This window comes from Streptomyces sp. NPDC047117, assembly GCF_040643545.1.
Taxonomy (GTDB): Bacteria; Actinomycetota; Actinomycetes; order Streptomycetales; family Streptomycetaceae; genus Streptomyces.
The window spans coordinates 34,689-58,838 of record NZ_JBEYUN010000026.1; the positions used below are offsets into that span (position 1 = coordinate 34,689).

18 protein-coding genes and 1 pseudogene are annotated in these 24,150 nt (G+C 71.6%); 3 read left to right on the forward strand and 16 right to left on the reverse strand.

Annotation, left to right across the window (positions count from 1 at the left end):
- Nucleotides 1-4: 4 nt before the first annotated feature.
- Nucleotides 5-559 (reverse strand): peroxiredoxin, encoded by a 555-nt coding sequence (locus tag ABZ840_RS34105; protein ID WP_351600366.1) that lies wholly within the window; start codon nt 557-559, stop codon nt 5-7.
- A 130-nt stretch (nt 560-689) separates the two neighbouring features.
- On the opposite strand from ABZ840_RS34105, the gene ABZ840_RS34110 reads away from it, so the two are divergent.
- Nucleotides 690-1,649 (forward strand): LysR substrate-binding domain-containing protein, encoded by a 960-nt coding sequence (locus tag ABZ840_RS34110; protein ID WP_361566722.1) that lies wholly within the window; start codon nt 690-692, stop codon nt 1,647-1,649.
- A gap of 48 nt (nt 1,650-1,697) precedes the next feature.
- On the opposite strand, the gene ABZ840_RS34115 is transcribed toward ABZ840_RS34110, so the two are convergent.
- The 7 genes from ABZ840_RS34115 to ABZ840_RS34145 all read right to left on the reverse strand — a co-directional run bounded on the left by ABZ840_RS34115 (nt 1,698) and on the right by ABZ840_RS34145 (nt 9,891).
- On the reverse strand, nt 1,698-4,109 hold the full coding sequence (locus tag ABZ840_RS34115) for an FtsX-like permease family protein (protein WP_361566725.1): 2,412 nt from the start codon (nt 4,107-4,109) through the stop codon (nt 1,698-1,700).
- Nucleotides 4,109-4,795, reverse strand: a complete 687-nt coding sequence (locus ABZ840_RS34120) for an ABC transporter ATP-binding protein (protein WP_361566728.1) — start codon at nt 4,793-4,795, stop codon at nt 4,109-4,111. Before ABZ840_RS34120 ends, ABZ840_RS34115 begins: the two co-directional genes overlap by 1 nt.
- Complete coding sequence (locus ABZ840_RS34125) at nt 4,792-5,316, reverse strand: PadR family transcriptional regulator (protein ID WP_361566731.1); 525 nt, start codon at nt 5,314-5,316, stop codon at nt 4,792-4,794. Before ABZ840_RS34125 ends, ABZ840_RS34120 begins: the two co-directional genes overlap by 4 nt.
- Before the next feature lie 85 nt (nt 5,317-5,401).
- The gene (locus ABZ840_RS34130; RefSeq protein ID WP_361566833.1) at nt 5,402-7,714 is read right to left on the reverse strand and encodes an FtsX-like permease family protein; all 2,313 of its coding nucleotides are present in this window, start codon (nt 7,712-7,714) and stop codon (nt 5,402-5,404) included.
- A gap of 86 nt (nt 7,715-7,800) precedes the next feature.
- Complete coding sequence (locus tag ABZ840_RS34135; protein WP_361566734.1) at nt 7,801-8,487, reverse strand: ABC transporter ATP-binding protein; 687 nt, start codon at nt 8,485-8,487, stop codon at nt 7,801-7,803.
- Between the two features lie 142 nt (nt 8,488-8,629).
- The gene (locus ABZ840_RS34140) at nt 8,630-8,938 is read right to left on the reverse strand and encodes a hypothetical protein (protein ID WP_361566736.1); all 309 of its coding nucleotides are present in this window, start codon (nt 8,936-8,938) and stop codon (nt 8,630-8,632) included.
- On the reverse strand, nt 8,935-9,891 hold the full coding sequence (locus ABZ840_RS34145) for an SPFH domain-containing protein (RefSeq protein WP_361566739.1): 957 nt from the start codon (nt 9,889-9,891) through the stop codon (nt 8,935-8,937). The genes ABZ840_RS34140 and ABZ840_RS34145 overlap by 4 nt, the downstream gene beginning before the upstream one ends.
- 269 nt (nt 9,892-10,160) lie before the next feature.
- On the opposite strand from ABZ840_RS34145, the gene ABZ840_RS34150 reads away from it, so the two are divergent.
- A complete protein-coding gene (locus tag ABZ840_RS34150) occupies nt 10,161-12,407 on the forward strand; it encodes a transglycosylase domain-containing protein (RefSeq protein ID WP_361566836.1) in 2,247 nt (748 codons plus the stop codon).
- A gap of 74 nt (nt 12,408-12,481) precedes the next feature.
- Here the strand turns inward: ABZ840_RS34150 and ABZ840_RS34155 are convergent, their stop codons facing one another.
- The 7 genes and pseudogenes from ABZ840_RS34155 to ABZ840_RS34185 all read right to left on the reverse strand — a co-directional run bounded on the left by ABZ840_RS34155 (nt 12,482) and on the right by ABZ840_RS34185 (nt 20,218).
- On the reverse strand, nt 12,482-14,881 hold the full coding sequence (locus ABZ840_RS34155) for a SpoIIE family protein phosphatase (protein WP_361566742.1): 2,400 nt from the start codon (nt 14,879-14,881) through the stop codon (nt 12,482-12,484).
- A 47-nt stretch (nt 14,882-14,928) separates the two neighbouring features.
- Nucleotides 14,929-15,609, reverse strand: coding sequence for a class I SAM-dependent methyltransferase (locus tag ABZ840_RS34160; protein WP_361566745.1), 681 nt, complete (start codon nt 15,607-15,609; stop codon nt 14,929-14,931).
- A 280-nt stretch (nt 15,610-15,889) separates the two neighbouring features.
- Nucleotides 15,890-16,582, reverse strand: coding sequence for a DUF402 domain-containing protein (locus ABZ840_RS34165; protein ID WP_361566748.1), 693 nt, complete (start codon nt 16,580-16,582; stop codon nt 15,890-15,892).
- A gap of 56 nt (nt 16,583-16,638) precedes the next feature.
- On the reverse strand, nt 16,639-18,033 hold the full coding sequence (locus tag ABZ840_RS34170; protein ID WP_361566751.1) for a class II fumarate hydratase: 1,395 nt from the start codon (nt 18,031-18,033) through the stop codon (nt 16,639-16,641).
- Nucleotides 18,034-18,210: 177 nt separating this feature from the next.
- Nucleotides 18,211-18,393 (reverse strand): hypothetical protein, encoded by a 183-nt coding sequence (locus ABZ840_RS34175; protein WP_361566754.1) that lies wholly within the window; start codon nt 18,391-18,393, stop codon nt 18,211-18,213.
- A gap of 403 nt (nt 18,394-18,796) precedes the next feature.
- Nucleotides 18,797-19,564 (reverse strand): annotated as a pseudogene (locus ABZ840_RS34180) (transposase family protein).
- 318 nt (nt 19,565-19,882) lie between these two features.
- Nucleotides 19,883-20,218 (reverse strand): winged helix-turn-helix domain-containing protein, encoded by a 336-nt coding sequence (locus ABZ840_RS34185; protein ID WP_361566756.1) that lies wholly within the window; start codon nt 20,216-20,218, stop codon nt 19,883-19,885.
- A 171-nt stretch (nt 20,219-20,389) separates the two neighbouring features.
- Between ABZ840_RS34185 and ABZ840_RS34190 the strand changes: the two genes are divergently transcribed.
- Nucleotides 20,390-21,532: an FAD-dependent monooxygenase gene (locus ABZ840_RS34190; RefSeq protein ID WP_361566759.1), complete on the forward strand. Its 1,143-nt coding sequence runs from the start codon at nt 20,390-20,392 to the stop codon at nt 21,530-21,532.
- Nucleotides 21,533-22,305: 773 nt separating this feature from the next.
- Here the strand turns inward: ABZ840_RS34190 and ABZ840_RS34195 are convergent.
- Entirely contained in the window at nt 22,306-23,979 is a 1,674-nt protein-coding gene (locus tag ABZ840_RS34195; protein WP_361566762.1) for a fumarate hydratase, read from the reverse strand.
- Nucleotides 23,980-24,150: the final 171 nt, after the last annotated feature.

Below are 24,150 nucleotides of genomic sequence, written 5' to 3' on the forward strand. Positions count from 1 at the left end.
CCTTTCACTCGCCCGAGAGCAGCGCGACCGGGTCCAGGGTCTCGTCGCCCTTGCTCCAGTTGCAGGGGCACAGCTCGTCGGTCTGCAGGGCGTCCAGGACCCGCAGGACCTCCTTGGGGTTACGGCCCACGGAGCCGGCGGTGACCATGGTGAACTGGATCTCGTTGTTCTGGTCCACGATGAACACGGCGCGCTGCGCGAAGCCGTCCTCGCCCTCGATGCCCAGGTCACGCATGAGCTCGTGCTTGGAGTCCGCGAGCATCGGGAAGGGCAGGTCGGTCAGGTCCGGGTGGTCCTTGCGCCAAGCGTGGTGCACGAACTCGGAGTCACCGGAGAAGCCCAGGACCTGGGCGTCACGGTCGGCGAACTCCTCGTTCAGCTTGCCGAAGGCCGCGATCTCGGTGGGGCACACGAAGGTGAAGTCCTTGGGCCACGCGAAGACGATCTTCCACTTGCCCTCGTAGGTCTTGTGGTTGATCTGCTCGAACTCCTGGCCCTTCTCCAGCGAGACACAGGCAGTCAGGTCGAACTCGGGGAACTTGTCACCGACAGTGAGCACGCGCACTCCTTGCAGGGTCGGAAATCCCTTTTGGGGCTTTCCTGGGGGTTGGACGCTGTCCACAGTGCCACAGCGGGCATTGATCAGGGAAATAGCTAGACTCGGGGGTGTTGATCGGAGGTGGTTATCAGTGGTCTCGCCCACTACCCCGGCTGCCGGACGTCCCCGGCAGCCCTCGCTCTCGCAGCTCCGCGCCTTCGCCGCGGTCGCTGAGCACCTGCATTTCCGGGAGGCGGCCGCCGAGATCGGCATGAGTCAGCCCGCGCTCTCCGGTGCGGTCTCGGCGCTGGAGGACGCGCTCGGCGTCCAGCTTCTGGAGCGTACGACCCGCAAGGTCCTGCTGTCGCCCGCCGGGGAGAGGGTCGCGGCCCGGGCACGCACAGTGATGGAGGCGGTCGGCGATCTGATGGAGGAGGCCGAGGCGGCCCGCGCGCCCTTCACCGGCGTCCTGCGCCTCGGCGTCATCCCGACCTGTGCGCCGTACCTGCTCCCCGCCGTGCTGAACCTCGTCCACAGCACCTATCCCGACCTCGACCTCCAGGTGCACGAGGAGCAGACCGCCTCGCTGCTGGACGGGCTCGCGCACGGCCGGCTCGACCTGCTGCTGCTCGCCGTCCCCCTCGGCGTCGCGGGCGTCACCGAAGTCCCGCTCTTCGACGAGGACTTCGTGCTGGTCGCGCCCAAGGACCACTGGCTCGGCGGCCGCGGCGACATACCCCGCGACGCGCTGCGCGAGCTGGACCTGCTGCTCCTGGACGAGGGGCACTGCCTCCGCGACCAGGCGCTGGACATCTGCCGGGAGGCGGGCCGCGAGGAGGGCGCCGCGGTGACGACCAGCGCGGCCGGACTCTCCACCCTCGTACAGCTGGTGGCCGGCGGCATGGGCGTCACGCTGCTGCCGCGTACCGCGCTGCGCGTGGAGACCGGCCGCAACGAGGCGCTGACCACCGGATACTTCGACGACCCGGCACCCTCCCGGCGGATCGCCCTGGCGATGCGGACGGGCGCGGCCCGGCAGCGCGAGTTCGAGGAGTTCGCGGGGGCGCTGCGCGAGGCCCTGCGGCCGCTGCCGGTACGCATCGCGGCCTGACGGCGGGCGCCCGGGGGACGCGCCCGCCGGCCGCCCCCGCCCGCTCCGTCACTCCGTACGCAGTCCGTCCGGGCGCATCATGCGCCACAGCGGCGGCAGGCTCAGCAGGGTGACCAGGAGGATCAGCCCGCCGCCGATGCCCGCGAGGCCGGCGACCACCGGCCAGTCCACCTGTACGCCGGACTCGCTCGTGGTCAGCAGGACCGTGCCGAGGCCGACGCCGGCGGTGACCGCCAGCCCCAGTCCCAGCACCACGGGGATCGCGGTCTGCCACAGCACCGACCAGCCCATGGTCGAGCGGGGGGTGCCGTACGCGTCCAGCACGGACAGCAGCCGCCGCCGCTCGCGCAGTTGCTCGACCGTGGAGACGATCAGTCCCGCGCCGATGAGCAGCAGGACCACCACGGCACCGACGTACACCGCGGTGCGCACCCCGGCGTACTGCCGGTCGTGCGGGTTGTCGATCGCGGACATTTCCCGCATCCCCGGGTTCGCGCGGAACGCCGCCGTGCGGATGCGCTCCACCGTGGCGGCCTCCCCGGCCTTGTCGTACCCGACGCGCAGCCTCATCTCGGGGGCCTGGAGCAGGGCGGGGGACAGGGCGCCGGGGGTGGCGAGGAGGTCGCCGGGCAGGTCCTCGCCGGGGCGCTGGACGGCCGTCACCCGGCGGGCCGAGGCCGGGACGGTCCACGGCCGGGGCGGGCCGGGCGCGGTGTAGCCGCCGGGCGGGTTCAGGTTCAGCGGGGCGCCGGGACGGATGAAGCCGGCCCGGGCGGCGGGGCTGCCGCGCAGCTCCGTCACGAAGACGTCGCCGTCCCGGCAGCTGCCGACCGGGGCCAGGCGCCGCAGTTCGGCGCAGTCGCCGACGGTCACGAAGGCGCTGTCGGAGCTGACGAATCCGTCGTTGCCCCGGGTGCCGCGGTCGCCGGGCCGCCCCACCAGCGCGTTGACACTGCCGTGTGCCGAGGTCACGCCCGGTGTGCGGCGCAGCGTGTCCAGCGCCTTCTCGGTCCCCCGCCAGTCGGCGGCGCTGCCGCTCAGCTCGATCACCTGGCGGGCCGCGGTCTTCGCGTAGGCGTGCGCGAAGCCGGCCTGGAAGGTGGTGAAGACCATGTGGATGGCGATCGCGCCGGCCACCGCGACGGTGATGCCGGCGACGGCCCGGTTGGCCGCGGCACTGGACAGCTGGAGCCGGCGCACGGCCAGCTGCCAGGGCACCGGCCCGCCGTGCAGCCGCCCCACCACGGCCTCGACCAGCCAGGGCAGCAGCGTGGTGACGCCGAGGAGCAGCAGGGCCGAGCCGACGCCCAGCCGTACGGCGCGGAACCAGACCGGGTCCGGCGCCCAGATCAGCGACGACAGCAGGCCCAGGCCGGTGAGGGGCAGGACGAGGCGCCAGGCGATGCGGCGCCGCCGTACCGGGCGGTCGCGGACCACGCCCAGCGGCTCGGCGGTCACCGAGCGCTGCGCGAACAGCGTGACGCCGACGGCCACCGCCGGTACCAGTACGGCGATCAGGGCCGCGAGGGCCGGGGCCGGCACCACGTCGGCGGGGAAGACATTGACGTCCCACAGGGTGACGGCGCCGGCCGCCTGCCGCCCCGCGAGGAAGACCATCAGCCCCACGGCCAGGCCGAGGACGGCCCCGACCAGCGCCTCGCCCGCGGCGATCCGCCGGGTGGTGGGGATGTCGGCGCCGATCAGCCGGAGCGCGGCGAGCCGGGCCTCGCGCCGGTCGCTGCCGAAGCGTACGGCGGTCCCGACGAACACCATGACCGGCATCAGCAGGACCACGCACGCCAGGACGATGAGCAGGACGAGCCGGGTGCTCGGCGGCTGCGGGTCGAAGATCTTCCCGAAGTGGCCGATGCGGTACGACTCGCCCGCCGACCGGTCGTCCATCCCCGCGACGAACGTCAGCTCCTGCGGGCCGAGCAGCCCGGCGTCGCCGATGGTGCCGACGGCCTTGTAGTCCAGGCGCTCGCGGAGCTGCCCGCTGGAGGGCTTCGCGAGCAGCTCGCGCAGGGCGGGGGAGACCACCATCTCGCCGGGGCCCGGGAGCCGTTGCAGGCCCGGCGGTACGGGCGGGTGGGTGCCGTCGGGCCTGACCAGGCGGCCGCGTACGGCGTCGCCGTGGAAGGAGGTGTCGGCCTGGGCGTAGCGGAGGGTGTGGTCGGAGGCGCGCGGCTCGTGCAGCTGGCCGAGGTTCTCACGGGCCTTCTCCCGCCCGTGCCAGGCGTTGAGCAGCGTCGGGGCCGAGGCGGCGAGCAGCAGCACCGCGACGCCGATGCCCACGCCGACCGCGCTGAGCGCCGTACGGAACCAGCCCTCGCGGCCGCCGGTGACCGCGAACCGGGCGCCCAGGGCGAGGTCGCGCAGCCAGGCGGCGGGTCCGCCGGACGGGCGGTGCGGCGCGCGGCCACTACGGCTGCCGGTGCCCCGCGTGTCGAGCAGGGCCATCACAGACCCGCCAGGAATTCCTTGATCCGGCCGTCGCGGACGGTGATCTCGCGGTCGGAGTAGGCGGCGACGCGGGCCTCGTGGGTGACGAGGACGACGGCGGCGTGGGTGTCGCGGGCGGCGTCGGTGAGGAGGGTCATGACGCGTTCGCCGTTGAGGGAGTCCAGTGCGCCGGTGGGTTCGTCGGCGAAGACGACGCGGGGGCGGCCGGCGAGTGCGCGGGCGACGGCCACGCGCTGGCCCTGGCCGCCGGAGATCTCGCCGGGGCGGTGGCGGGCGAGGTCGTCCACTTCGAGGCGGGTCAGCCATTCGCGGGCGGTGGCTTCGGCGGCCTTGCGCTTGGCGCCGTTGAGGCGCAGGGGGAGGGCGACGTTCTCCAGGCAGGTGAGTTCGGGGACGAGCTGGCCGAACTGGAAGACGAAGCCGAAGTCGGTACGGCGCAGGGCACTGCGCTCCGCGTCCGGCAGGGAGGTCAGCTCGCGGCCGCCGTAGTGGACGGTGCCGGAGTCGGGGCGGACGATGCCGGCGAGGCAGTGCAGCAGCGTGGACTTGCCGGAGCCGGACGGGCCCATGACGGCGACGACCTCGCCGGGGTGGACCGAGAAGTCCGCGCCGTCCAGCGCGGGGGTGCGCCCGTAGTGCTTGTGGAGTCCTTCGCCGGAGAGGACCGAGCCCTCCGGCGTCATGTGCGGACCGCCTGCGCCAGCTTGTCGAGGCGGGCCGCGGTCAGCTCCAGCCAGCGCAGGTCGGCTTCGAGGTGGAAGAGGGCGTGGTCGCAGATCAGCTGGTCGGCGAGGTCGCCCTTGCGCTTGCGCTCGGTCAGCCCGCGCATCAGCCGCAGATGCTCGGTGCGCTGGGTGTCCAGCAGTTCGGCGGCGTCCCGGCCGGTCAGCAGGGCGAGCACCACCTTGGTGTAGAGGGTGGACTGCAGGTACGGCTCGGGCTTCTCCGGCCGCAGCAGCCACTGGGCGACATCGGTCACACCGGCGTCGGTGATCGCGTACCGCTTGCGCTCGGGCCCGGCGCCGGCCTCGACGCCGTCCACCTCGACCAGGCCGTTCTTCAGCAGCCGGGACATGGTCGAGTAGACCTGCCCGTAGTGCAGCGGGCGGTCCTGCCCGAAGTGCTCGTCGAAGGTCCGCTTCAGGTCGTAGCCATGGCGGGGTCCGGACTCCAGAAGGCCCAGCAAGGTGTGACCGATAGACATGCGACTCACTCTACGTCGTGGTGTGCGCTGCGTGTATACGTGCTGTGCATAGCGGGCGGAGCCGTCCGGCTCCGCCCGCACCGCCTCATTCCGTACGCAGCCCGTCCGGCCGCATCATCCGCCACAGCGGCGGCAGGCTGATGAGGGTGACCGCCAGCACCAGCGCCGCGCCCGTGGCGACCGGCGGCCAGAGCACCGACCAGTCCGGGGCCGACTTGCCGACCAGCCCCAGCAGGGTGACGCCCAGAGCGCTGCCGCCCGCGACGGCCAGCGCCAGCCCCAGCCCGACCGGCAGCGCCGTCTGCCAGAGCACCGACCAGCCCAGCGTTGTCCGCCGGGTGCCGAAGGCGACCAGCACCGACAGCAGCCGGCGCCGCTCACGCAGCTGCTCCACCATCGAGATCAGCATGCTCGCGGCGATCAGCGCCATGGTCGCGGCCGAGCCGATCAGCAGGCCGGTGCGCACGCTCGCGTAGTTCTTGTCCCGCTGGATGTTCTGCAGCGCGGCGACCTCCATCAGCGGGTCGATCCGGGCCGCGGTGTTGCGGACGTACTCGGCGGCGTCCGGCACCCGCGGGTCGGTCTTCACCATGGCGCGGGCGACGGGCGCGTCGAGCAGCCCGGTGTCCACGGCGCCCGGGGTGGCGAAGATGCCGAACGCGGTCCGGCCCGCCGGGTCCTTGCGGGAGTCGACCGTACGGGCGGACTTCGGGAGGGTCCACAGCCGCGGCGGGCCGTCGGGCTTGTCCGTCGTGGCGTCCAGGTTGAAGATCACCGGCTTGCCGGGGCGCGCGGTCTCGCCGATGTAGTCGTCGGGGACCATGCCGGTGCTGTCGTGGACGATGAAGACGTCGCCGTCCCGGCAGGAATCCAGGCGTGCCATCTCGCGCAGCGAGGGGCAGTCGCCGACCGTGAACTGGGTCCGCGGGATGAAGTCCTCGCCCTTGCGCAGCGGTCCGGGACGCGCGGCGTCGGCCTCGATGCCGACGATGATGCCGCGTACGCCCTCGGTCCCGCGGAACTTCTTGACCATCTGCCGGGTGGTGGCGACGTCCGCGGTGGGCAGCGACACATCCAGCTGGGCCCGGCGCCCGTCCTGCCCGGTGACCTTCATGAAGTCCGCCTGGATCGCGCCGAGGAGCATCTGCAGGGCGATCGCGCCGGCCACCGCGACGGTGATCCCGCTGACCGCGCGCGCCGCGCCGCCGCCGGACAACTGGAGCCGGCGGACGGCCAGCTGCCAGGGCACGGGGCCGCCCGACAAGCGGGCCACGACCGCTTCGACGGCCCACGGCAGCAGCAGCGCGAGGCCGAGCAGCACCAGCACGGTGCCGCTCGCGATGACGAACGCCGGGGCCGCCACCCCGTCCTTCTTGAGCGCCCTGGCCAGCAGCAGGATGGCGATGCCCGCGAGAGGCATCGGCAGCCGCCACCACATGCGCCGTCGCGGGGCCACGGTGTGCCGTACGACCCCCAGGGGTTCGATGGTCACGCCGCGCAGCGCGAAGAGCGTCACCACCACGGCGGCGAGCGGCACGGCGACCACGATCAGCGCGGCCAGGGCCGGTACCGGCGTCATGTCGGCGGGGAAGGCGTTGACCTCCCAGACCGTGAACGAGCCGATGAACTGCCGCCCGGCCAGGAACATCCCGGCGCCCGCCAGCAGCCCGCACACCGCGCCGAAGAGCGCCTCGCCGGCCGCGGTCCAGCGGGTCGTCGCGGCGTCCGCGCCGATCAGCCGGAGCGCGGCCAGCCGCCGGTCGCGGCGCTCGCCGCCGAAGCGGACGGCGGTGGCGATGAAGATGGCCACCGGCATCAGCAGCACCACGCAGGCCACGACGATCAGGACGGAGAGCAGGGGGTTGAGCGGCTCGGCCTCGGTGTGCGTACCGAAGGACGCGACACGGCGCGCCGTGCCGCCGGTGAGGGTGTCACTGCCCGCGTAGTACGTGAGTTCGGCCGGGCCCACCAGCCCGGCGTCCCCGATGGTGCCGGTGATCCGGTAGTCCAGCCGGTCGCGCAGCAGCCGGCCTTCGGGGGAGGACAGCAGCTCGCGCAGGGCGGGGGAGACCACCATCTCGCCGGGGCCCGGCACTTCGGACACGCCTGGCGGGGCCGGCGGCCGGGAGCCGTCGGGGCGCAGCAGCGTGCCGTGCACCGTGTCGCCGCGGTAGACGGTGTCGGCCGTGGCGGTCAGCAGGGTGTCGTCCCCGCGGGACACCGTCTTCGTGCTCTGCGGCACCTTGCGGGCGTCGCCGCGCTCCGCCCGGTCCTGCAGCAGGTTCGGCACGGACGTGGCGGCGAGCAGGAGGGCGACGCCCAGCCCGACGCCGACGGCGGTCAGCAGCGTACGGGTCCAGCCCTCGCGGCCGCCGGCGAGCGCGAAGCGCACACCCATCGACAGGTCGCGCAGCCGGGCGGTGATGCCGGAGGGCGGGGTCGGCGCGTTCCCGGCGCGGACGCGGGGCCGCCGGTCGGTGGCGGTCATGCGCTGCCCGCCAGTTCCCGCGCGGTGCCGTCGCGGACGACGACCTCGCGGTCGGAGTAGGCGGCGACGCGGGCTTCGTGGGTGACGAGGACGACGGCGGCGTGGGTGTCGCGGGCGGCGTCGGTGAGGAGGGTCATGACGCGTTCGCCGTTGAGGGAGTCCAGTGCGCCGGTGGGTTCGTCGGCGAAGAGGACGCGGGGGCGGCCGGCGAGTGCGCGGGCGACGGCCACCCGCTGACCCTGGCCGCCGGAGGTTTCGCCGGGGCGCTTGCCGTGGACGTCGTCGACCTCCAGGCGGGTGAGCCATTCGCGGGCGGTGGCCTCGGCGGCCTTGCGCTTGGCGCCGTTGAGGCGCAGGGGGAGGGCGACGTTCTCCAGGCAGGTGAGTTCGGGGACGAGCTGGCCGAACTGGAAGACGAAGCCGAAGTCGGTACGGCGCAGGGCGCTGCGCCGGGCGTCGCTCTGGGCGGTGAGGTCCTGCCCGTCGTAGTGGACGGTGCCGGAGTCGGGGCGGACGATGCCGGCGAGGCAGTGCAGCAGCGTGGACTTGCCGGAGCCGGACGGGCCCATGACGGCGACGACCTCGCCGGGGTGGACCGAGAAGTCCGCGCCGTCCAGCGCGGGGGTGCGCCCGTACGCCTTGCGCAGGTCGCGGGCGGCGAGCAGGGAACCGGCCGGTGTCATGCGCGGGCCTCCGGACGTACGGACGGGTGGGGGTGTTCCAAGAGCATGCGGAGCACACTACATGAGGTGTATACATCGAGTGTATAGGCGGGTGAAGGCGAGCCCCGAAGGCCGTCGGGCCTTCGGGGCCGTTGTGCTCGGGTCACTCCTCGGGCGGGGCGTCCGAAGGGCCGGTTTCCTCGGACGGACTGTCCGTGGGCCCGGTCTCCTCGGGCGCCGGTTCCGGGTTCTTCGGCGGCCGCCCACGGCGCCGCATCGCCCCGGCGTCCTTGGGCAGCCGGCCCGCCTCCGCCAGCGCGCCGCGCAGCAGGAACTCGATCTGCGCGTTGACGCTGCGCAACTCGTCACCGGCCCACCGCGCCAGCGCGTCGTGGACGGCCGGGTCGAGCCGCAGCAGCACCTGCTTGCGCTGCCGCGGCCGCCGCCCCGGTGCCCCGGGCTCCTCACTCACTGGTACAGCGAGCCCGTGTTCAGGACGGGCTGCGCGGCACGGTCTCCGCAGAGCACCACCATCAGGTTCGAGACCATGGCGGCCTTGCGCTCCTCGTCCAGCTCGACGATGCCCTGCTCGCTGATCCGGTCGAGCGCCGACTCGACCATGCCCACCGCGCCCTCGACGATCTGCTGACGGGCCGCGACGACCGCGCCGGCCTGCTGCCGCTGGAGCATCGCCGAGGCGATCTCCGGGGCGTAGGCGAGGTGGCTGAAGCGCGCCTCGATGATCCGGACGCCGGCCGCCTCGACCCGCGCGGTCAGCTCGGCGGCGAGCTTCTCGGTGATCTCCTCGGCGTTGCCGCGCAGCGAGAGCGCGTCCTCGTCGTGCGCGTCGTAGGGGTACTCGATCGCGATGTGCCGGACGGCCGCCTCGGTCTGGGTCGCGACGAACTCCAGGAAGTCGTCCACCTCGAACAGCGCCTGCGCCGTGTCCTCGACCTTCCAGACGACGATCGACGCCAGCTCGATGGGGTTGCCGTACGCGTCGTTGACCTTCAGGACCGCGGTCTCGTGGTTGCGGACCCGGGTGGAGATCTTGGTGGCGCTGGTGAGCGGGTTGATCCAGCGCAGGCCGTCGGTGCGGATCGTGCCGACGTACCGGCCGAAGAGTTGGATGACCCGCGCCTCGCCGGGCGCCACCATCTTCACGCCGCCCATGCAGAAGAGCGAGACGAGCAGCAGTACGACGCCGACGACGATCAGCGTGGCGCCCAACGGCTTGTTGCCGTCCGCCGAGGACGCGGCGCCGAGGATCAGCAGCGCGATGCCGCCGAGCACGCCGACGATGGTCAGCAGCAGGCCGAGGCCGCCCGGGATGCTGTGCGCGGTGACCTCCCTGACCTGCGGCTCCGGCAGCTTCGGGGTGTCGGGATCGGTGGCGGCGGGCGGTGTGGGCGTGGAGTCGGACATGCGGTCCCCCGTTCCGTACGGCACTCCGTGCGCGTACTCGTCAGCGTGCTTTCACTGGTCTAGCAAAGTGATAGCTATTTAAGCCCTTGGATGGCGGCAGTGCAAGGGCCGGCCGGACGCGATCGAAGAAGGCGCCGAACGGTTGCACAGGAATGGGGTGCTGATTGTCACGTCCGGAAAATGCTTGATCGATGCGTATGTGATGACACCGGGGGGTTAGCTTCGGAGGCTGGGTTATTGGGGGCGGAACGACTGGAGTGACGACAGAGATGGGCCGAGCCGAGGCGAGACGGGCGCAGAAGAGGGGCAGGCGCCGGGCGAAAGCGAAGAAACGCGGCGGCGTGGGCCGCTTCTTCACCTTCAAGAAGCTGCTCGGGGCGTTCTTCACCGTCTGCCTGCTGGGCATCGTCGGCTTCGTCGGCCTGTACCTCTTCATCGACGTGCCGGCCTCCGCCAACGGCCAGGCCGCGGCGCAGAGCAACGTCTACAAGTACGCCGACGGCTCCGTCCTGGCCCGTACCGGCTTCAACCGCGAGAGCGTGCCGATCAGCGACATCCCCAAGGGCGTCCAGCACACCTTCGTCGCCGCCGAGAACAAGACCTTCTACAAGGACTCCGGCATCGACCTGAAGGGCACCACGCGCGGCATCCTCAACACCCTGCGCGGCCAGGGCAAGCAGGGCGGCTCGACCATCACCCAGCAGTTCGTGAAGAACTACTACCTGACACAGGAACAGACGGTCAGCCGCAAGCTCAAGGAGATCGTGATCTCCCTGAAGGTCGACCAGAAGCTCGGCAAGAACGACATCCTGGCCGGCTACATCAACACCAGCTACTACGGCCGCGGCGCGTACGGCATCGAGGCCGCGGCGCAGGCGTACTACGGCGTCCACACCCGCGACCTGACGGTCGCCCAGGGCGCGTACCTGGCCTCCCTGCTCCAGGCGCCCAGCCAGTACGACTGGGCGAGCGCCACCGACGCCGGCCGGAAGCGGGTCAAGGCGCGCTGGAACTACACCCTCGACAACATGGTCGAGATGCACTGGCTGGACGCCGGCAAGCGGCAGGGCCTGACGTTCCCGGTGCCGGACGACCCCAAGCCCAGCTCGGGCCTGAAGGGCCAGAAGGGCTACCTGGTCAAGCTCGCCGACCAGGAGCTGAACAAGCAGGGCGTCACCGACGACCAGATCGCGGCCGGCGGCTGGACCATCACCCTGGGCGTCGAGAAGAAGCGCCAGAAGGCGCTGGAGTCGGCCGTCAAGGAGAAGCTGACCAGCAAGCTCGACCCGAAGGTCCGGGACGTGGACGCCGACGCGCAGGCCGGCGCGGTCTCCGTCGACCCCAAGACCGGGCACGTCGTGGCGATGTACGGCGGCAAGGGCTATCTGGAGCACTACCTCAACAACGCCACCCGCGCCGACTACCAGCCCGCCTCCACCTTCAAGCCGCTGATCCTCGCGACCGCCCTGGAGAAGAACTCGACCACCCAGGACGGCACGCCGATCAACCCGAACACGGTCTACGACGGCACCAGCCGCCGGCCCGTCAAGGGCAGCGCCATCGGCTTCGCGCCGCCCAACGAGGACGAGAAGGACTACGGCCCGATCAGCGTCCAGACGGCCATGAACAACTCCGTCAACTCCGTCTTCGCGCAGATGGGCGTGGACGTCGGCCTGGAGAAGGTCCGGCAGACCGCCGGGCAGCTCGGTATGGACGCGGAGAAGATGTCGTCCCGCCCGGCCATGACGCTCGGCTCGATGGGCGCCAGCCCGATGCAGATGGCCGGCGTCTACGCCACCCTGGACAACCACGGCAAGAAGATCACCCCGCAGCTGGTGACGCACGCGCAGCGCGGCGAGGAGGACCCGGTCGACCTGCCGGACCCGGTCGGCGGACAGGTGCTCAACCGGACGACCGCGGACACCGTGACCTCCGTGCTGACCGGCGTGGTCAAGGACGGCACCGGCACCGCGGTCCGCAACACCGACTACGACATCGCCGGCAAGACCGGTACGTCCGACGACAACAAGTCGGCCTGGTTCGTGGGCTACACGCCCCGGCTGGTCACCGCCGTCGGCCTCTTCGGCGAGGACGCGGACGCGCCGCACCCCCAGGTCACGCTCAAGGGCGCGGGCGGCGGCGGCCGCGTCAACGGCGGCGGCTACCCCGCGGAGATCTGGGCCGCCTACACCCAGAACGCGCTGGGCGGCGATCTGACGGCCCGCTTCGACCTGGACACCGACATGGGCGCGGGCGTCGCCCCGCCGCCCAGCCCGACGCCGACCGAGACCGAGGAGTCCGAGTCCCCCTCGCCGTCCCCGTCGGAGACCTCCGAGTCCCCCTCGCCCTCGGTCTCCCCGTCGCCGAGCGAGTCGGACACCAGTGGGTCCCCCTCGCCCTCCGTCTCCCCGTCGCCGAGCGAGTCCGAGGAACTCCCGCTGCCCGGCGGGGACGACGAGGACACCGGCAACGGAAACGACAACGGCAACGGCAGGCACCCGATGCTGGGCGACTGACCCGGTCACGCCGTGCGGCCCCCGCCCTCTCCGGAGGACGGGGGCCGCACGCGTGCGCGGGACCGGGCGGGCGCCTACTCCCGCCCCGGCAGCCGCCGCGCCACGGGCGGCATCGACAGCTCGAACCACACCACCTTGCCGGTGCTCAGGCGGGTCGCGCCCCAGCGCCGGGCCAGCCGGTTGACCAGGTACAGGCCCCGGCCGCCCTCGTCCGACGGGCGTGCCTGCCGCAGCCGCGGCAGCTGCGGCACGTCGTCACCGACCTCGCAGCGCAGCACGTCCGTACGGAGCAGCCGCAGCGTGATCGGCCGCTCCGCGTACCGCACGGCGTTGGTCACGACCTCGCTGACCAGCAACTCCACCTGGTCCGTGAGCTCTTCGAGCCCCCAGCGCTGCAGCGCTCTTCGGGCCAGCCGGCGGGCCTGCCCGGCGGTCTGCGCCTTCGGGTCCAGGTACCAGTACGCCACGTCGCTCGGCGCGATCCCGTCGAAGCGGGCCGCGAGCAGCGCGATGTCGTCGTCCCGGTCGCCCGGGCCGAGCATGTCCAGCACCTCGTCGCAGAGGGGCTCCAGCGGTGGCGGGTTCGGACCGGTCAGCCGGGCCGTCTCCGTGAGCCGCTCGCGCAGCTGCTCTATGCCGGTCCAGACGTCCCGTATCCGGGACTCCACCAGGCCGTCGGTGTACAGGACGAGGGTCGCCCCGGCGGGCGCGTCCAGCTCGACGGCCTCGAAGTCCACGCCGCCGACGCCGATGGGCGCGCCGGGCGGTACGCGCAGCACCTCGGCGCGGCCGCCGCGGTGCAGCATGACCGGCGGCGGATGCCCGGCGTTGGCCACGATGATCCGGTGCGCGACCGGATCGTAGACCGCGTACAGGCAGGTCGCCATCCGGTCCGTGCCGAGCCGCTGGGCCTGCTCGTCGAGGTGGTGCAGCACCTCCTGCGGCGGCAGGTCGAGCCCGGCCAGGGTCTGCGCGGTGGTGCGCAGCTGACCCATGATCGCGGCCGAGGTCATCGAATGACCCATCACATCGCCGACGACCAGGGCCACTCGGGACCCCGGCAGCGGGATCGCGTCGTACCAGTCGCCGCCGACCCGGGCGGTCTCCGCGGCCGGGAGGTACCGGCTGGCGAGCCGGACGCCGGTGGGCTGCGGGAGGGAGTCGGGCAGCATCGTGCGCTGGAGCGCGTCGGCGATGTACGCCTCGCGCCCGTACAGCACCGCCTTGTCCACGCCGAGCGCCGTGTGGGTGGCCAGCTGCGCGGCCACCAGCAGGTCGTCCGGCTCGAACGCGGGCCGGTCGGGGCGGCGCAGGAACACCGCGGCGCCGATCACCCGGCGGCGGCCGCGCAGCGGCGCCAGGATGACGCGCTGGCCCGGCGGCATGCGGGTGCCGGTACCGAGCAGTTCGGGCAGGGCCGCCTGTGCGGCCTGCGCCTCACCGAAGAGCGGGCGCACCCCGCGCAGCACCTCGGCCAGCGGCCCGCCGGGCACGACCTCGGCCAGCTCGGCCGCCGTCCCGCCCATCGCCGGGCCCAGGTCGGGCTGCGCGGGCAGGGTGGGCAGCCGGCCGCCGTTGGTGTCCGCCTCCTCGGGGATCCGGTCGGTACGCCGCAGCCGCAGCACGACGGGGCCGGCCGGCCGCTCGTCGCCCACCGGCAGCGGGTCGCGCAGATACACCAGGATCGCGTCGGCGAACGTCGGGACCGTCGCCCGGCACAGCCCGAGCACGATCTCGTCCAGGTCGATACCGCGTGCGATCCGCCGGGTGGCGGCGCCGACGAAGCGCAGCCGGTCCCCGCCGGGCTGCCGTGCCGGCATCGGCTCACCCCCCTCGGCCGGATGCGCCGAACGGGCCGGCGGCGCCTCCGGGCGCACCGGCTCCTCGGCCTGCCGGCGTGTTCCGCCGCCGTTCTGGGTGCGGCCGCGCCGCGGCCCCTCGGGCGGTACCGCGGAGTCCTGCGGCCGCTGCCGGGCCCGGCCTTCGCCGTCCCGGGGCCGCCCGATGCCGCCCGGACCGCCGTTCTCGTGCGCGCCGGAGCCGCTTTCCGGCTCCTCGGCACGGGACCGTGCCCCGCCGTGCGTGGCACCGCGGTCCCGGGCCGGGTCGCCGACGGGCTCGCCGCCCGGCCCACCCGCCTGGGTGTGGCCGCCGGCGCCCTGCGCGGCGTTGTGGTCCGCGGCGTCCGCGGTCCGCCGGTCCCGCTGGCGTCGGCGCTTCTTCCCGCTGCGCCCCGGGGGCGCGGGCAGTTCACCGGAGCCGCCGGTGCGCTCGGGCGGTCCGCCTGCCACGGAATCGGGCAGGGCGGGCCCCGGCAGGTCGGCAGGGGCGGGGCCGACGGGCCGCTGCAGGGCGCTGCGCGGATCGGCGGCGCCGTGCGCCGTCGTCTCCGGCAGCCCCCGCGGCGCCATGGCCGGGGGCGCGGCCGGCAGGGGTGCCGGTCGCGAAGGGTGGGAGGTGGGGTGCTCCGTCACGCGTGGGATTCCATCCGTCCGGGGCTGCGCGCCGGGCGCGCTGCGTCTCAAGCGCGTCGCAGGTGCAGAAAGAGCTGGATCTCGGGTGGCACGTCCGTACTGGCCGGGGCATACGCATACGAGTCCTCCCCGGTGACTTCGAAACCCGCGTCGCGCACGACATGGCGCAAGTCGTCCCGCAGGTAACCCGATACCCGGATCGTGTTGCCCAGGAACGGAATCGGGTAGTCGTCCACGTCGGACTCGACCATCGACAGGGCGAGCAGCCCTTCCGGCCGCAGGAGTGAGTGCAGCATCCGCAGCGCGTACGGGATCTCCGCGCGCGGCAGCATCAGCAGGGAGAAGAACGCGGCGATGCCGTCGAACGAGCCGGGGCCGCCGAGCCGGCCGTCGCGCAGATCGGCGAGGTCGAGGCGGTGGAACTCGGCGGCCGGAACGTTCTCCCGCGCCATCTCGATCATGGTGGCGGAGAGATCGACACCGACGACGTGGTGGCCGGCGCCGGAGAGTTGCTGGGCGGTGGGCAGGCCCGTGCCGCAGCCGACGTCCAGCACGCGGGCGCCGTCCGGCAGCGCGGCGGCGAGCCAGGCTCCGGCGGCACGCTGCCCCTCCTTGTGGGGGAACGCGCTGTCGTAGGACGAGGCGATCGCGTTGAACGCCTCGGCCTGCCCGGCCCGGTCCAGTGCTAACCGGTTCAGGCCCTCGTACCCGTCGTAGCTGTCGCTCACGACCCCGCCCCTCCTGCGACCGCGGTCAAGTTCGGTTTCCAGTTCTGGAGTTGCGTCTGTGCCTTCTCGGCCTCTTGCGGAGGACGATCCTACGTTTGAACCCGTGGGGCGCAGCAAGGGGGCTCGCCCCTGAGCATGGCGCAAATGGGAACGCATGTTCCCCGAAGTCCCTGCAATTCGGACGGTTCCGTCAGCCTTGAGGCCCGCCATTTCACTCCCGTGGGTGCGGATTCCGCACAAGCGGCCGCTTTTTGGCGAGGGGCCACTCACGAAGGGTCGCTCACGAGGGGGAGTGGTCGGACAGCCGGGCCCAGTCGTCCGGCAGCGCCGGCAGGGTCCACTGCGGGTCCGGCCGCCAGTGCTCCCAGCCGTCCGCGAACGGGGCGCCCCACTCGGCGATCCGCTCGACCGCGGCGCGGGCCGCCACCCGCACCTCCTCGGCCTGCGCGGCCGGCATCAGCCCGTCGGCCTGCGCCTGCGCGAACTCGTCCTCGTCCCGCCACTCCCAGTGCCGGTCCGGGTAGACCGCGATGTCCAGGAAGTGGTCCTCGGAGTCCACGCCGCCGGCCCAGCGGCGGCGCGGCTCCTCCAAGTTGACGTACCAGTTCTTGAACAGCCAGCCGCGCTCCCAGAAGAGCCACACCGACCACGGGTCGCCGGGCCGGGCCAGCTTCAGGACGCCGGTGCCGAACCATCGGTCCCGCACCACGCGCCGCGGCTTGGTGTACCGGCTGGCCAGCGGCTCGCGGTGGACCGGCGTGCCGTCCGCGAGCACCGGCTTGACGCAGTCGGTGCCCGGCGCCAGCCACACGGCGAGCAGCTCGTCGGTGTCCTGGACGACGGTGACGGGACGGCAGATGTGGAAGCGGTCGGTGGCATTGCCGCGATAGCGCCACAGGATGTGCTCGCCGGGAGCCCAGCGCGCGGTCCCGGACGTATGGCCGTCCCTTGTCTCCACCGTATCCGCTGTCATGCGCAGATCTTAGGGGCGGAACCGCCGCACTGCCGTGACGTGGGCCGCAGCGACCGTCACGGATGCGTCATGCGCAGCACGTCCAGGGCCTCGTCCAGCTGGGCCTCGGTCAGCGCGCCGCGTTCGACGTATCCGGACTCGATCACCACCTCGCGGATGGTCTTCCGCTCGGCCAGTGACTTCTTGGCCACCTTCGCCGCTTCCTCGTAGCCGAGGTACTTGTTGAGCGGAGTGACGACCGAAGGGGAGGACTCGGCGTACTCCCGCGCCCGCTCGACGTTGGCGGTGATGCCGTCGACCGTACGGTCCGCCAGCAGCCGCGAGACATTGGCCAGAAGTCGCACCGACTCCAGGACGTTTTTGGCGATCACCGGCAGCATGACGTTCAGCTCAAAGTTGCCAGCGGCGCCCGCCGCCGCCACCGTCGCGTCGTTCCCCGTCACCTGCGCGGCCACCATCAGCGCCGCCTCGGGGACCACCGGATTGACCTTCCCCGGCATGATCGACGAGCCCGGCTGCAGATCCGGCAGCTGGATCTCCGCCAGCCCCGTACGCGGCCCGGAAGCCATCCACCGCAGATCATTCGCAATCTTCGTCAGCCCGACCGCGATCGTGCGCAGCTGGCCGCTGGTCTCCACGATGCCGTCCCGCGCGCCCTGCGCCTCGAAGTGGTTGCGCGCCTCGGTCAGCGGCAGCCCGGTGGCCCGCGCCACCTCCTCGATGACCGCGGCGGCGAAGCCGGGCGGGGTGTTGATGCCGGTACCCACCGCCGTGCCGCCCAGTGGGAGTTCGGCGAGCCGGGGCAGCGAGGACCGCAGCCGCTCGGCGCCGTACCGGACCTGCGCCGCGTACCCGCCGAACTCCTGGCCCAGCGTCACGGGCGTGGCATCCATCAGATGCGTACGCCCGGACTTCACGACGTCCTGGAACTCCTCCGCCTTGCGCTCCAGCGCGGCCGTCAGGTGGTCCAGGGCCGGGATCAGGTCAGCGGTCACGGCGGCGGTGGCCGCGATATGAATCGAGGAGGGGAAGACGTCGTTGGAGGACTGGCTGGCGTTGACGTGGTCGTTGGGATGCACGTCCCGGCCCAGCCGCTCGGTGGCGAGCGTGGCCAGCACCTCATTGGTGTTCATGTTGGACGAGGTCCCGGACCCGGTCTGGAAGACGTCGACGGGGAAGTGGTCGTCCCAATGACCGTCGGCGACCTCCGCCGCGGCCTCCTGGATCGCCCGCGCGACGTCCCCGTCCACCACCCCCAGCTCGGCGTTGACCTTGGCCGCTGCGGCCTTGATCCGGGCCAGCGCCTCGATGTGCGCCCGCTCCAGCCGTTGCCCGGAAATCGGAAAGTTCTCCACCGCCCGCTGGGTCTGGGCCCGCCACTTGGCGTCGACGGGGACCCGTACCTCGCCCATGGAGTCGTGCTCGGTCCTGTACTCAGTGCTGTCGGTCATGTGGGTGCACCTCCATGACGCCCAGCATCGCGTGGATCTTCCCTATTCCGGCACCGGCGCTCCGGCGACGTCCTCGTCGTCGTCACGGAAGACATCGGCGGGCCCACCACCGAAGGCTGCGCGGCCGAGCCAGCGGTACAGCAGGTCGGGGTCGTCGCACTCGGCGACGCGCCGGCGTTACGCGGGGGTCAGCGGCACACCTCGCAGCTCGACCATCTGCTCGATCCGGCGGCGCAGGTCGCGGTTCTGCTCGTCGAGCGGAGTTTTTTCCGGGATGCTGCGCAGGAGAAGGCTCAGAGCGAACAGGGCCGAAGCGCCACTCTTCGGGTCCGTGCTCCTCGGCGTAGGCAGTGAGCGCATCGTCGTTCGTGGCCTGTTTCATGGCGCCGGCGAGGGCCTCCAGTATTTCACCGATCCTCGGGCCGGCGCTGTGTGTCAGCGCGGAGTACACGGCCATGGGAAGGTCCGCCGCTGCTCGCGCCACGTCCGTGATCATGGGCACGTTCTCGGGCGAGAGGACGAAAGGACTGACGTGAAGGTTGGGCCTGCCCGGAATTCCGATACGGAACGGGCCCACTGCCCACTTCGCTGTCTTCTCGTCGGTGCAGAGGACCAGCAGAACCGGATGGTGCCGCTTGTGCCTGTTGGGTAGTAGGCCCAACTCCGGGCTTTCTCCGGGTCCTTGCGTTTCTGGCTCTCGACGATCAGCAGATGGTTTTCTCCGGTCTCGCATTCCAGTTCAAGCAGTGAGCCTTTTCCAACCTCAGTTTGTGCATGTCAGGTGCAGGGTGAGGACGGCCTGGACGAGGCTGGTGATACGGCTGGTAGAGCATCGCAGTTTGCGCATGAGCCGCCAGGTTTTGAGGGTGGCCGTGGCCTGTTCGACGAGTGCACGGATCTTCGCGTGTGAGCAGTTGACGGCCCGCTGGCCAGCGGAGAGAGTCTCCCAGCGCCCCCAGTAGGGAACTCGCACGGTGCCGCCGGCGCCCGGTAGCCCTTGTCGGCCCAGCATTCCACCCCGGCTCCCGCCAGGGCACCGATGATGCCGTGGGTTCGCGCGGCCTTGATGTCGTGGACGGATCCCGGCAGCGCGGGCGACGCCCACAGCAACCGTCCCGCCGGGTCGGCGATCACCTGCACGTTCATGCCGTGCTTCTTATGTTTCCCGGAGTAGAAGGGTCGGCCGGCGGCGATCCGGTCGATCGGCAGCAGCGTGCCGTCCAGGATCACGAATGCCTTGCCGGAGGCTGTCCTCACCGCGTCGGCGAGGGTTGGAGCCAGAGCGGCCAGGATGTCGACGGCCTCGGCGATGTACCGGTAGGCGGTGGTGGTGCCCACACCGAATCCGGCGGCGAGCTGGGCGTAAGTATGGCCGCATCGTAGTTGAGCCGGCACGAGCAGTGCCTGCCGTCCGGCGGCCGGCCGGCCGGCGCCATCGTGTCCCTTGCGCAAGACGACGTGCGGTCAACTCACGAGCGAGGAAGCGCAGAGCGGAGGTGGACAGATCGACCCCGGCTGGGTAGACAAGCACGCGGAAAGCTCCTGGCAGGATGGCTTGGACTCGACACGCACCCGTCTACCAGGAGCTTCTCCACGCCCGGACCCCGCCCTCACCCCCCAGCGGCCCTGCTCCGCGCGCAGGTTGAGGAAACCTCAGTGGGTGTGGGCGTGAGGGAGTGTGCGGAAGTGCTCGGCGCCGATCACGAGCGCGGGACGGTGGTCGAAGCGACACCGATCCCCTTCGTGCCCGCGTCGTGCTCGGCTACCTGCGAGCCGGGCGCGAGCTGGATTCGGCCGAGCTCGCGGCTCAGGGCCGACTCGGACTCCCCTCCGGTGTGCTCAGCTGTGCTCAGCGAGGAGCAGTACCGCCCAGGGGCTCTGCTTCTAGGAGCGTGAGCAGCCCGGGGAATCTCTTCTCGATGTCCGCGCGTCGTAGTCGGATGCCCTTGCGGTTGCCGTAGTCGATCTCGTCAATGAGACCTGCCTCGCGCAGGACCCGGAAGTGGTGGGTCTGGGTCTGCTTCGAGATCGGAAGATCGAACGAGTTGCAGCCCCGCTCGCTGTCGCTGCGGTCGGCGGCCAACTCCGTCAACACCGAACGACGGTGCTCGTCGGCGAGGGCACGGAACACCGCACCCAGATCGAGCGCATCGGCCTCCGGGCCGACCAGGTTCCTCCCGGCCATGCCGCACCTCCTTCAAGTACGACTTGCATCGTACCTGAAGGGCGTGCTCCACTGAGGTACGAAATCTTTCGTACCTTGCCAGGGGTGCGCTGCCCCGTGCCGCCGCGCCCTGAGCCCCGGCCCCGGCACTCACCGGGGGCCTGGTCATCGACACTCCTAGAGGTCATCGTCATGAAGAAGCCCGAGGTGCTGATAGTCGGTGCCGGAATCGCAGGGCCCGCACTCGCCTACTGGCTCTCCCGGAATGGGTACCGGCCGACGGTCGTCGAACGCGCCCGGCAGCTGCGCTCCGGTGGCAGCGCGATCGTCGTGAAGGGGCCCGCGATCCCGGTCGCCGAGCGCATGGGCATCCTCCCGCAGCTCCGCGAGCTCGCCACCCGCAATCGGTCGCTGACCCTGCTCGACCCCGGCGGCAGGCGAATCCTGCAATCCCCGCTCACCTCGGACAAGGCGCCGACGGTCGAGGTGACCCGAGCCGACCTGTCCGAGGTGCTCCACCGGTCGGCGCAGACCGAGGCCGAGTTCTTGTTCGACGACACGGTCACCGCTCTCGACCAGGATGAAGGCGGGGTGGATGTCACCTTCCGGCGGTCCGCGCCACGGCGCTTCGACTTGGTGGTCGGTGCCGACGGGATGCACTCCACCGTACGGCGCCTGGTATTCGGCCCCGAGCGGCAGTTCGCGAGCGACCTGGGCCTGTACGGCGCGACCGTCCCGCTGGAACCCGACGCCATCGAGGACCCGACCGAGATGACGATGCTGACCGTGCCGAACCGGATGCTGGTCCTCCACCCCTCGCGGACCACCCCGCTCGCGATCTTCACCTTCCGGGCCGCACAGTCGGCGCCCCACGACCGCAAGAACATCGCCCTTCACAAGCAGACCGTGGCCGACGCCTACGCCGACGTGCGGTGGCGGGCGCCGGAATTCGTGGCGGCGTTCCTCGACCACCCGGCTCCGTTCTTCGACCCCCTGACCACCCTCCGGGTGCCCTCGTGGTCCCGCGGGCGGGTCGTACTGCTCGGGGACGCGGCGGCGGCGACAGCCCTGCTGGGTGACGGGTCCAGCATGGCGATGGCGGGCGCGTACGCCCTCGCAGAAGAGCTCGCCGCCCATCCCGGTGACCACGCCCGCGCCTTCGCCGCCTACGAGTCGCGGCTCCGCCGCGAGGTAGGTCCGCGGCAGCGACGCGTCGGTCTGCTCTCCAGGCTCATGGTGCCCCGCACCCGGCCGGGCCTCGCGGTGCGCAACACGGTGGGCCGCGCGGTCGGTCGCACGAACCGGATCGCCTCTCGCGAAGCCGCGAACCGGTAGACCGAGCCCGCACCGACCGGTCACCGGTCGGTGCGCAGCTCCGCGGTGGCTCTCAGCCGGCTCGGCGCCGTCATGTCCGACGAGTCGGCTCGGCGTGGCAGGTCATCGCCGATGCGGCAGGTCGGCTGCTGTCGGCCTCACCCACCGTTCCCGGCGCTCGCCACGACATGGGTGCTACCGGTGACTACACCCCCCGCGCCGCGGAGGTGAAGTGCTGGGCGGGCAAGGCGTATCAAGGCGCCGGCGGCACCACCCGGGCGCCCTTCCGCGGCCTGCGTCTCAAGCCGCGGCAACGTCGGCACAACAGCACCCAGGCCGGAATCCGTTGCCTCGGCGAGCAAGCCATGGCCGCTCTGAAGGGCTGGCGCTTCCCGCGGAAACTCCGCTGTAGCACCAACCGGGTCACAGCCATCGTGAAGACCACCCCCGACCTTCGTCACGCCTCAACCTGAGGTTGGGAAATGCTCAGTGTGTCCACGCGCCGTTCGAGGGGCGTGATGTCCGCGACGTCGCAATTGCGGACAGTCACCGAGGCTGGCCCGGGGTCGGGTAGCTCCAGTAGATCGAAGGCCCGGGTGAACAGCTCAGGGATCTCCTGATACGCCCGATGGAGCGCCTCGTGTTGAGAGTTGACCATGGCTGAAGCCAAGCCTGCGGCATATACCTGGGGAAAGTCATATGCCAATACATCACTCGTACGGGGAAGATGATGGCGAATGCGCCGAGGGCCCGGCCGCAGTGCGGCCGGGCCCTCGGAAAGCGACGGGGAACGGTCAGCTGCCCGCGCGGACCGGGATGCTGGTGAAGGTCGGCGCCGGGGCCGGGTCCTGGAAGAAGTCGTTGCCCTTGTCGTCCACGACGATGAACGCCGGGAAGTCCTCGACCTCGATCCGCCAGACCGCCTCCATGCCCAGCTCCTCGTACTCCAGGACCTCGACCTTCTTGATGCAGTCCTGGGCGAGGCGGGCGGCCGGGCCGCCGATGGAGCCGAGGTAGAAGCCGCCGTGCGCGTGGCAGGCGTCGGTGACCTGCTGGGAGCGGTTGCCCTTGGCCAGCATGACCTTCGAGCCGCCGGCCGACTGGAACTGCTCGACGTACGCGTCCATGCGGCCGGCCGTCGTGGGGCCGAAGGAGCCGGAGGCGTAGCCCTCGGGGGTCTTGGCCGGGCCCGCGTAGTAGACCGGGTGGTTCTTCAGGTACTCCGGCATCTCCTCGCCGGCGTCCAGCCGCTCCTTGATCTTGGCGTGCGCGATGTCGCGCGCGACGACCAGCGTGCCGGTCAGCGACAGCCGGGTCTTGACCGGGTGCTTGGTCAGCTCGGCGAGCACGTCGTCCATCGGGCGGTTCAGGTCGATCCGCACCGCGTCCAGGTCGGGGCCCGCGCCCTCGGTCAGCTGCTCCTCGGTGGTTTCCGGGAGGAAGCGCGCCGGGTCGGTCTCCAGCTGCTCCAGGAAGACGCCCTCGGCGGTGATCTTCGCGACGGCCTGGCGGTCGGCGGAGCAGGACACCGCGATGGCGACCGGGCAGGACGCGCCGTGCCGGGGGAGGCGCACCACGCGCACGTCGTGGCAGAAGTACTTGCCGCCGAACTGCGCGCCGATCCCGATCTTCTGCGTCAGCTCGAAGACCTTGTCCTCCAGCTCCTTGTCGCGGAAGCCGTGACCGGTCGGCGAGCCCTCGGCGGGCAGCTCGTCGAGGTAGTGCGCGGAGGCGTACTTCGCGGTCTTCATCGCGTACTCGGCGGAGGTGCCGCCGACCACGATCGCGAGGTGGTACGGCGGGCAGGCGGCCGTGCCGAGCGAGCGGATCTTCTGCTCCAGGAACTTCATCATGGAGGCCTCGTTGAGGACCGCCTTGGTCTCCTGGAAGAGGAAGGACTTGTTGGCCGAGCCGCCGCCCTTGGCCATGAAGAGGAACTTGTACGCGTCACCGTCGTTCGCGTACAGCTCGATCTGGGCCGGCAGGTTCGAGCCGGTGTTCTTCTCGTCCCACATGGTCAGCGGGGCCATCTGCGAGTACCGCAGGTTCAGCTTCGTGTACGCGTCGTAGATGCCGCGCGACAGGGCCTCCTCGTCGCCGCCCCGGGTCAGCACGTTCTGGCCGCGCTTGCCCATGACGATCGCGGTGCCGGTGTCCTGGCACATCGGGAGCACGCCCGCCGCCGCGATGTTCGCGTTCTTCAGCAGGTCCAGCGCGACGAAGCGGTCGTTGGCCGAGGCCTCCGGGTCGTCCAGGATCTTCCGCAGCTGCGCGAGGTGGTCCGGGCGCAGGTAGTGCGCGATGTCGTGCATCGCCTCGGCGGCGAGCTTGCGCAGCGCCTCCGGCTCGACCTTGAGGAACGTCCGACCGTCGGCCTCGAAGGTGCTGACACCCTCCGACGTGACGAGGCGGTACTCGGTCTTGTCCTCGCCCTGCGGCAGGAGGTCGGTATAGGCGAATTCCGGCATTACGGATAATCCTCACTGGACGGTGACTTCGCTGTCATCAACGGCAGCCTCAACACCTTAGAACCCCTTACGGGCGTCGCGGCTGTGAGGTAAGGCTCACCCGGGCCCGCCCGCGGCCGGCCCGGTGCCGCGCCCCCTCCGGGGCGCTTCTTAGATCTCCCTTAGAAGCCC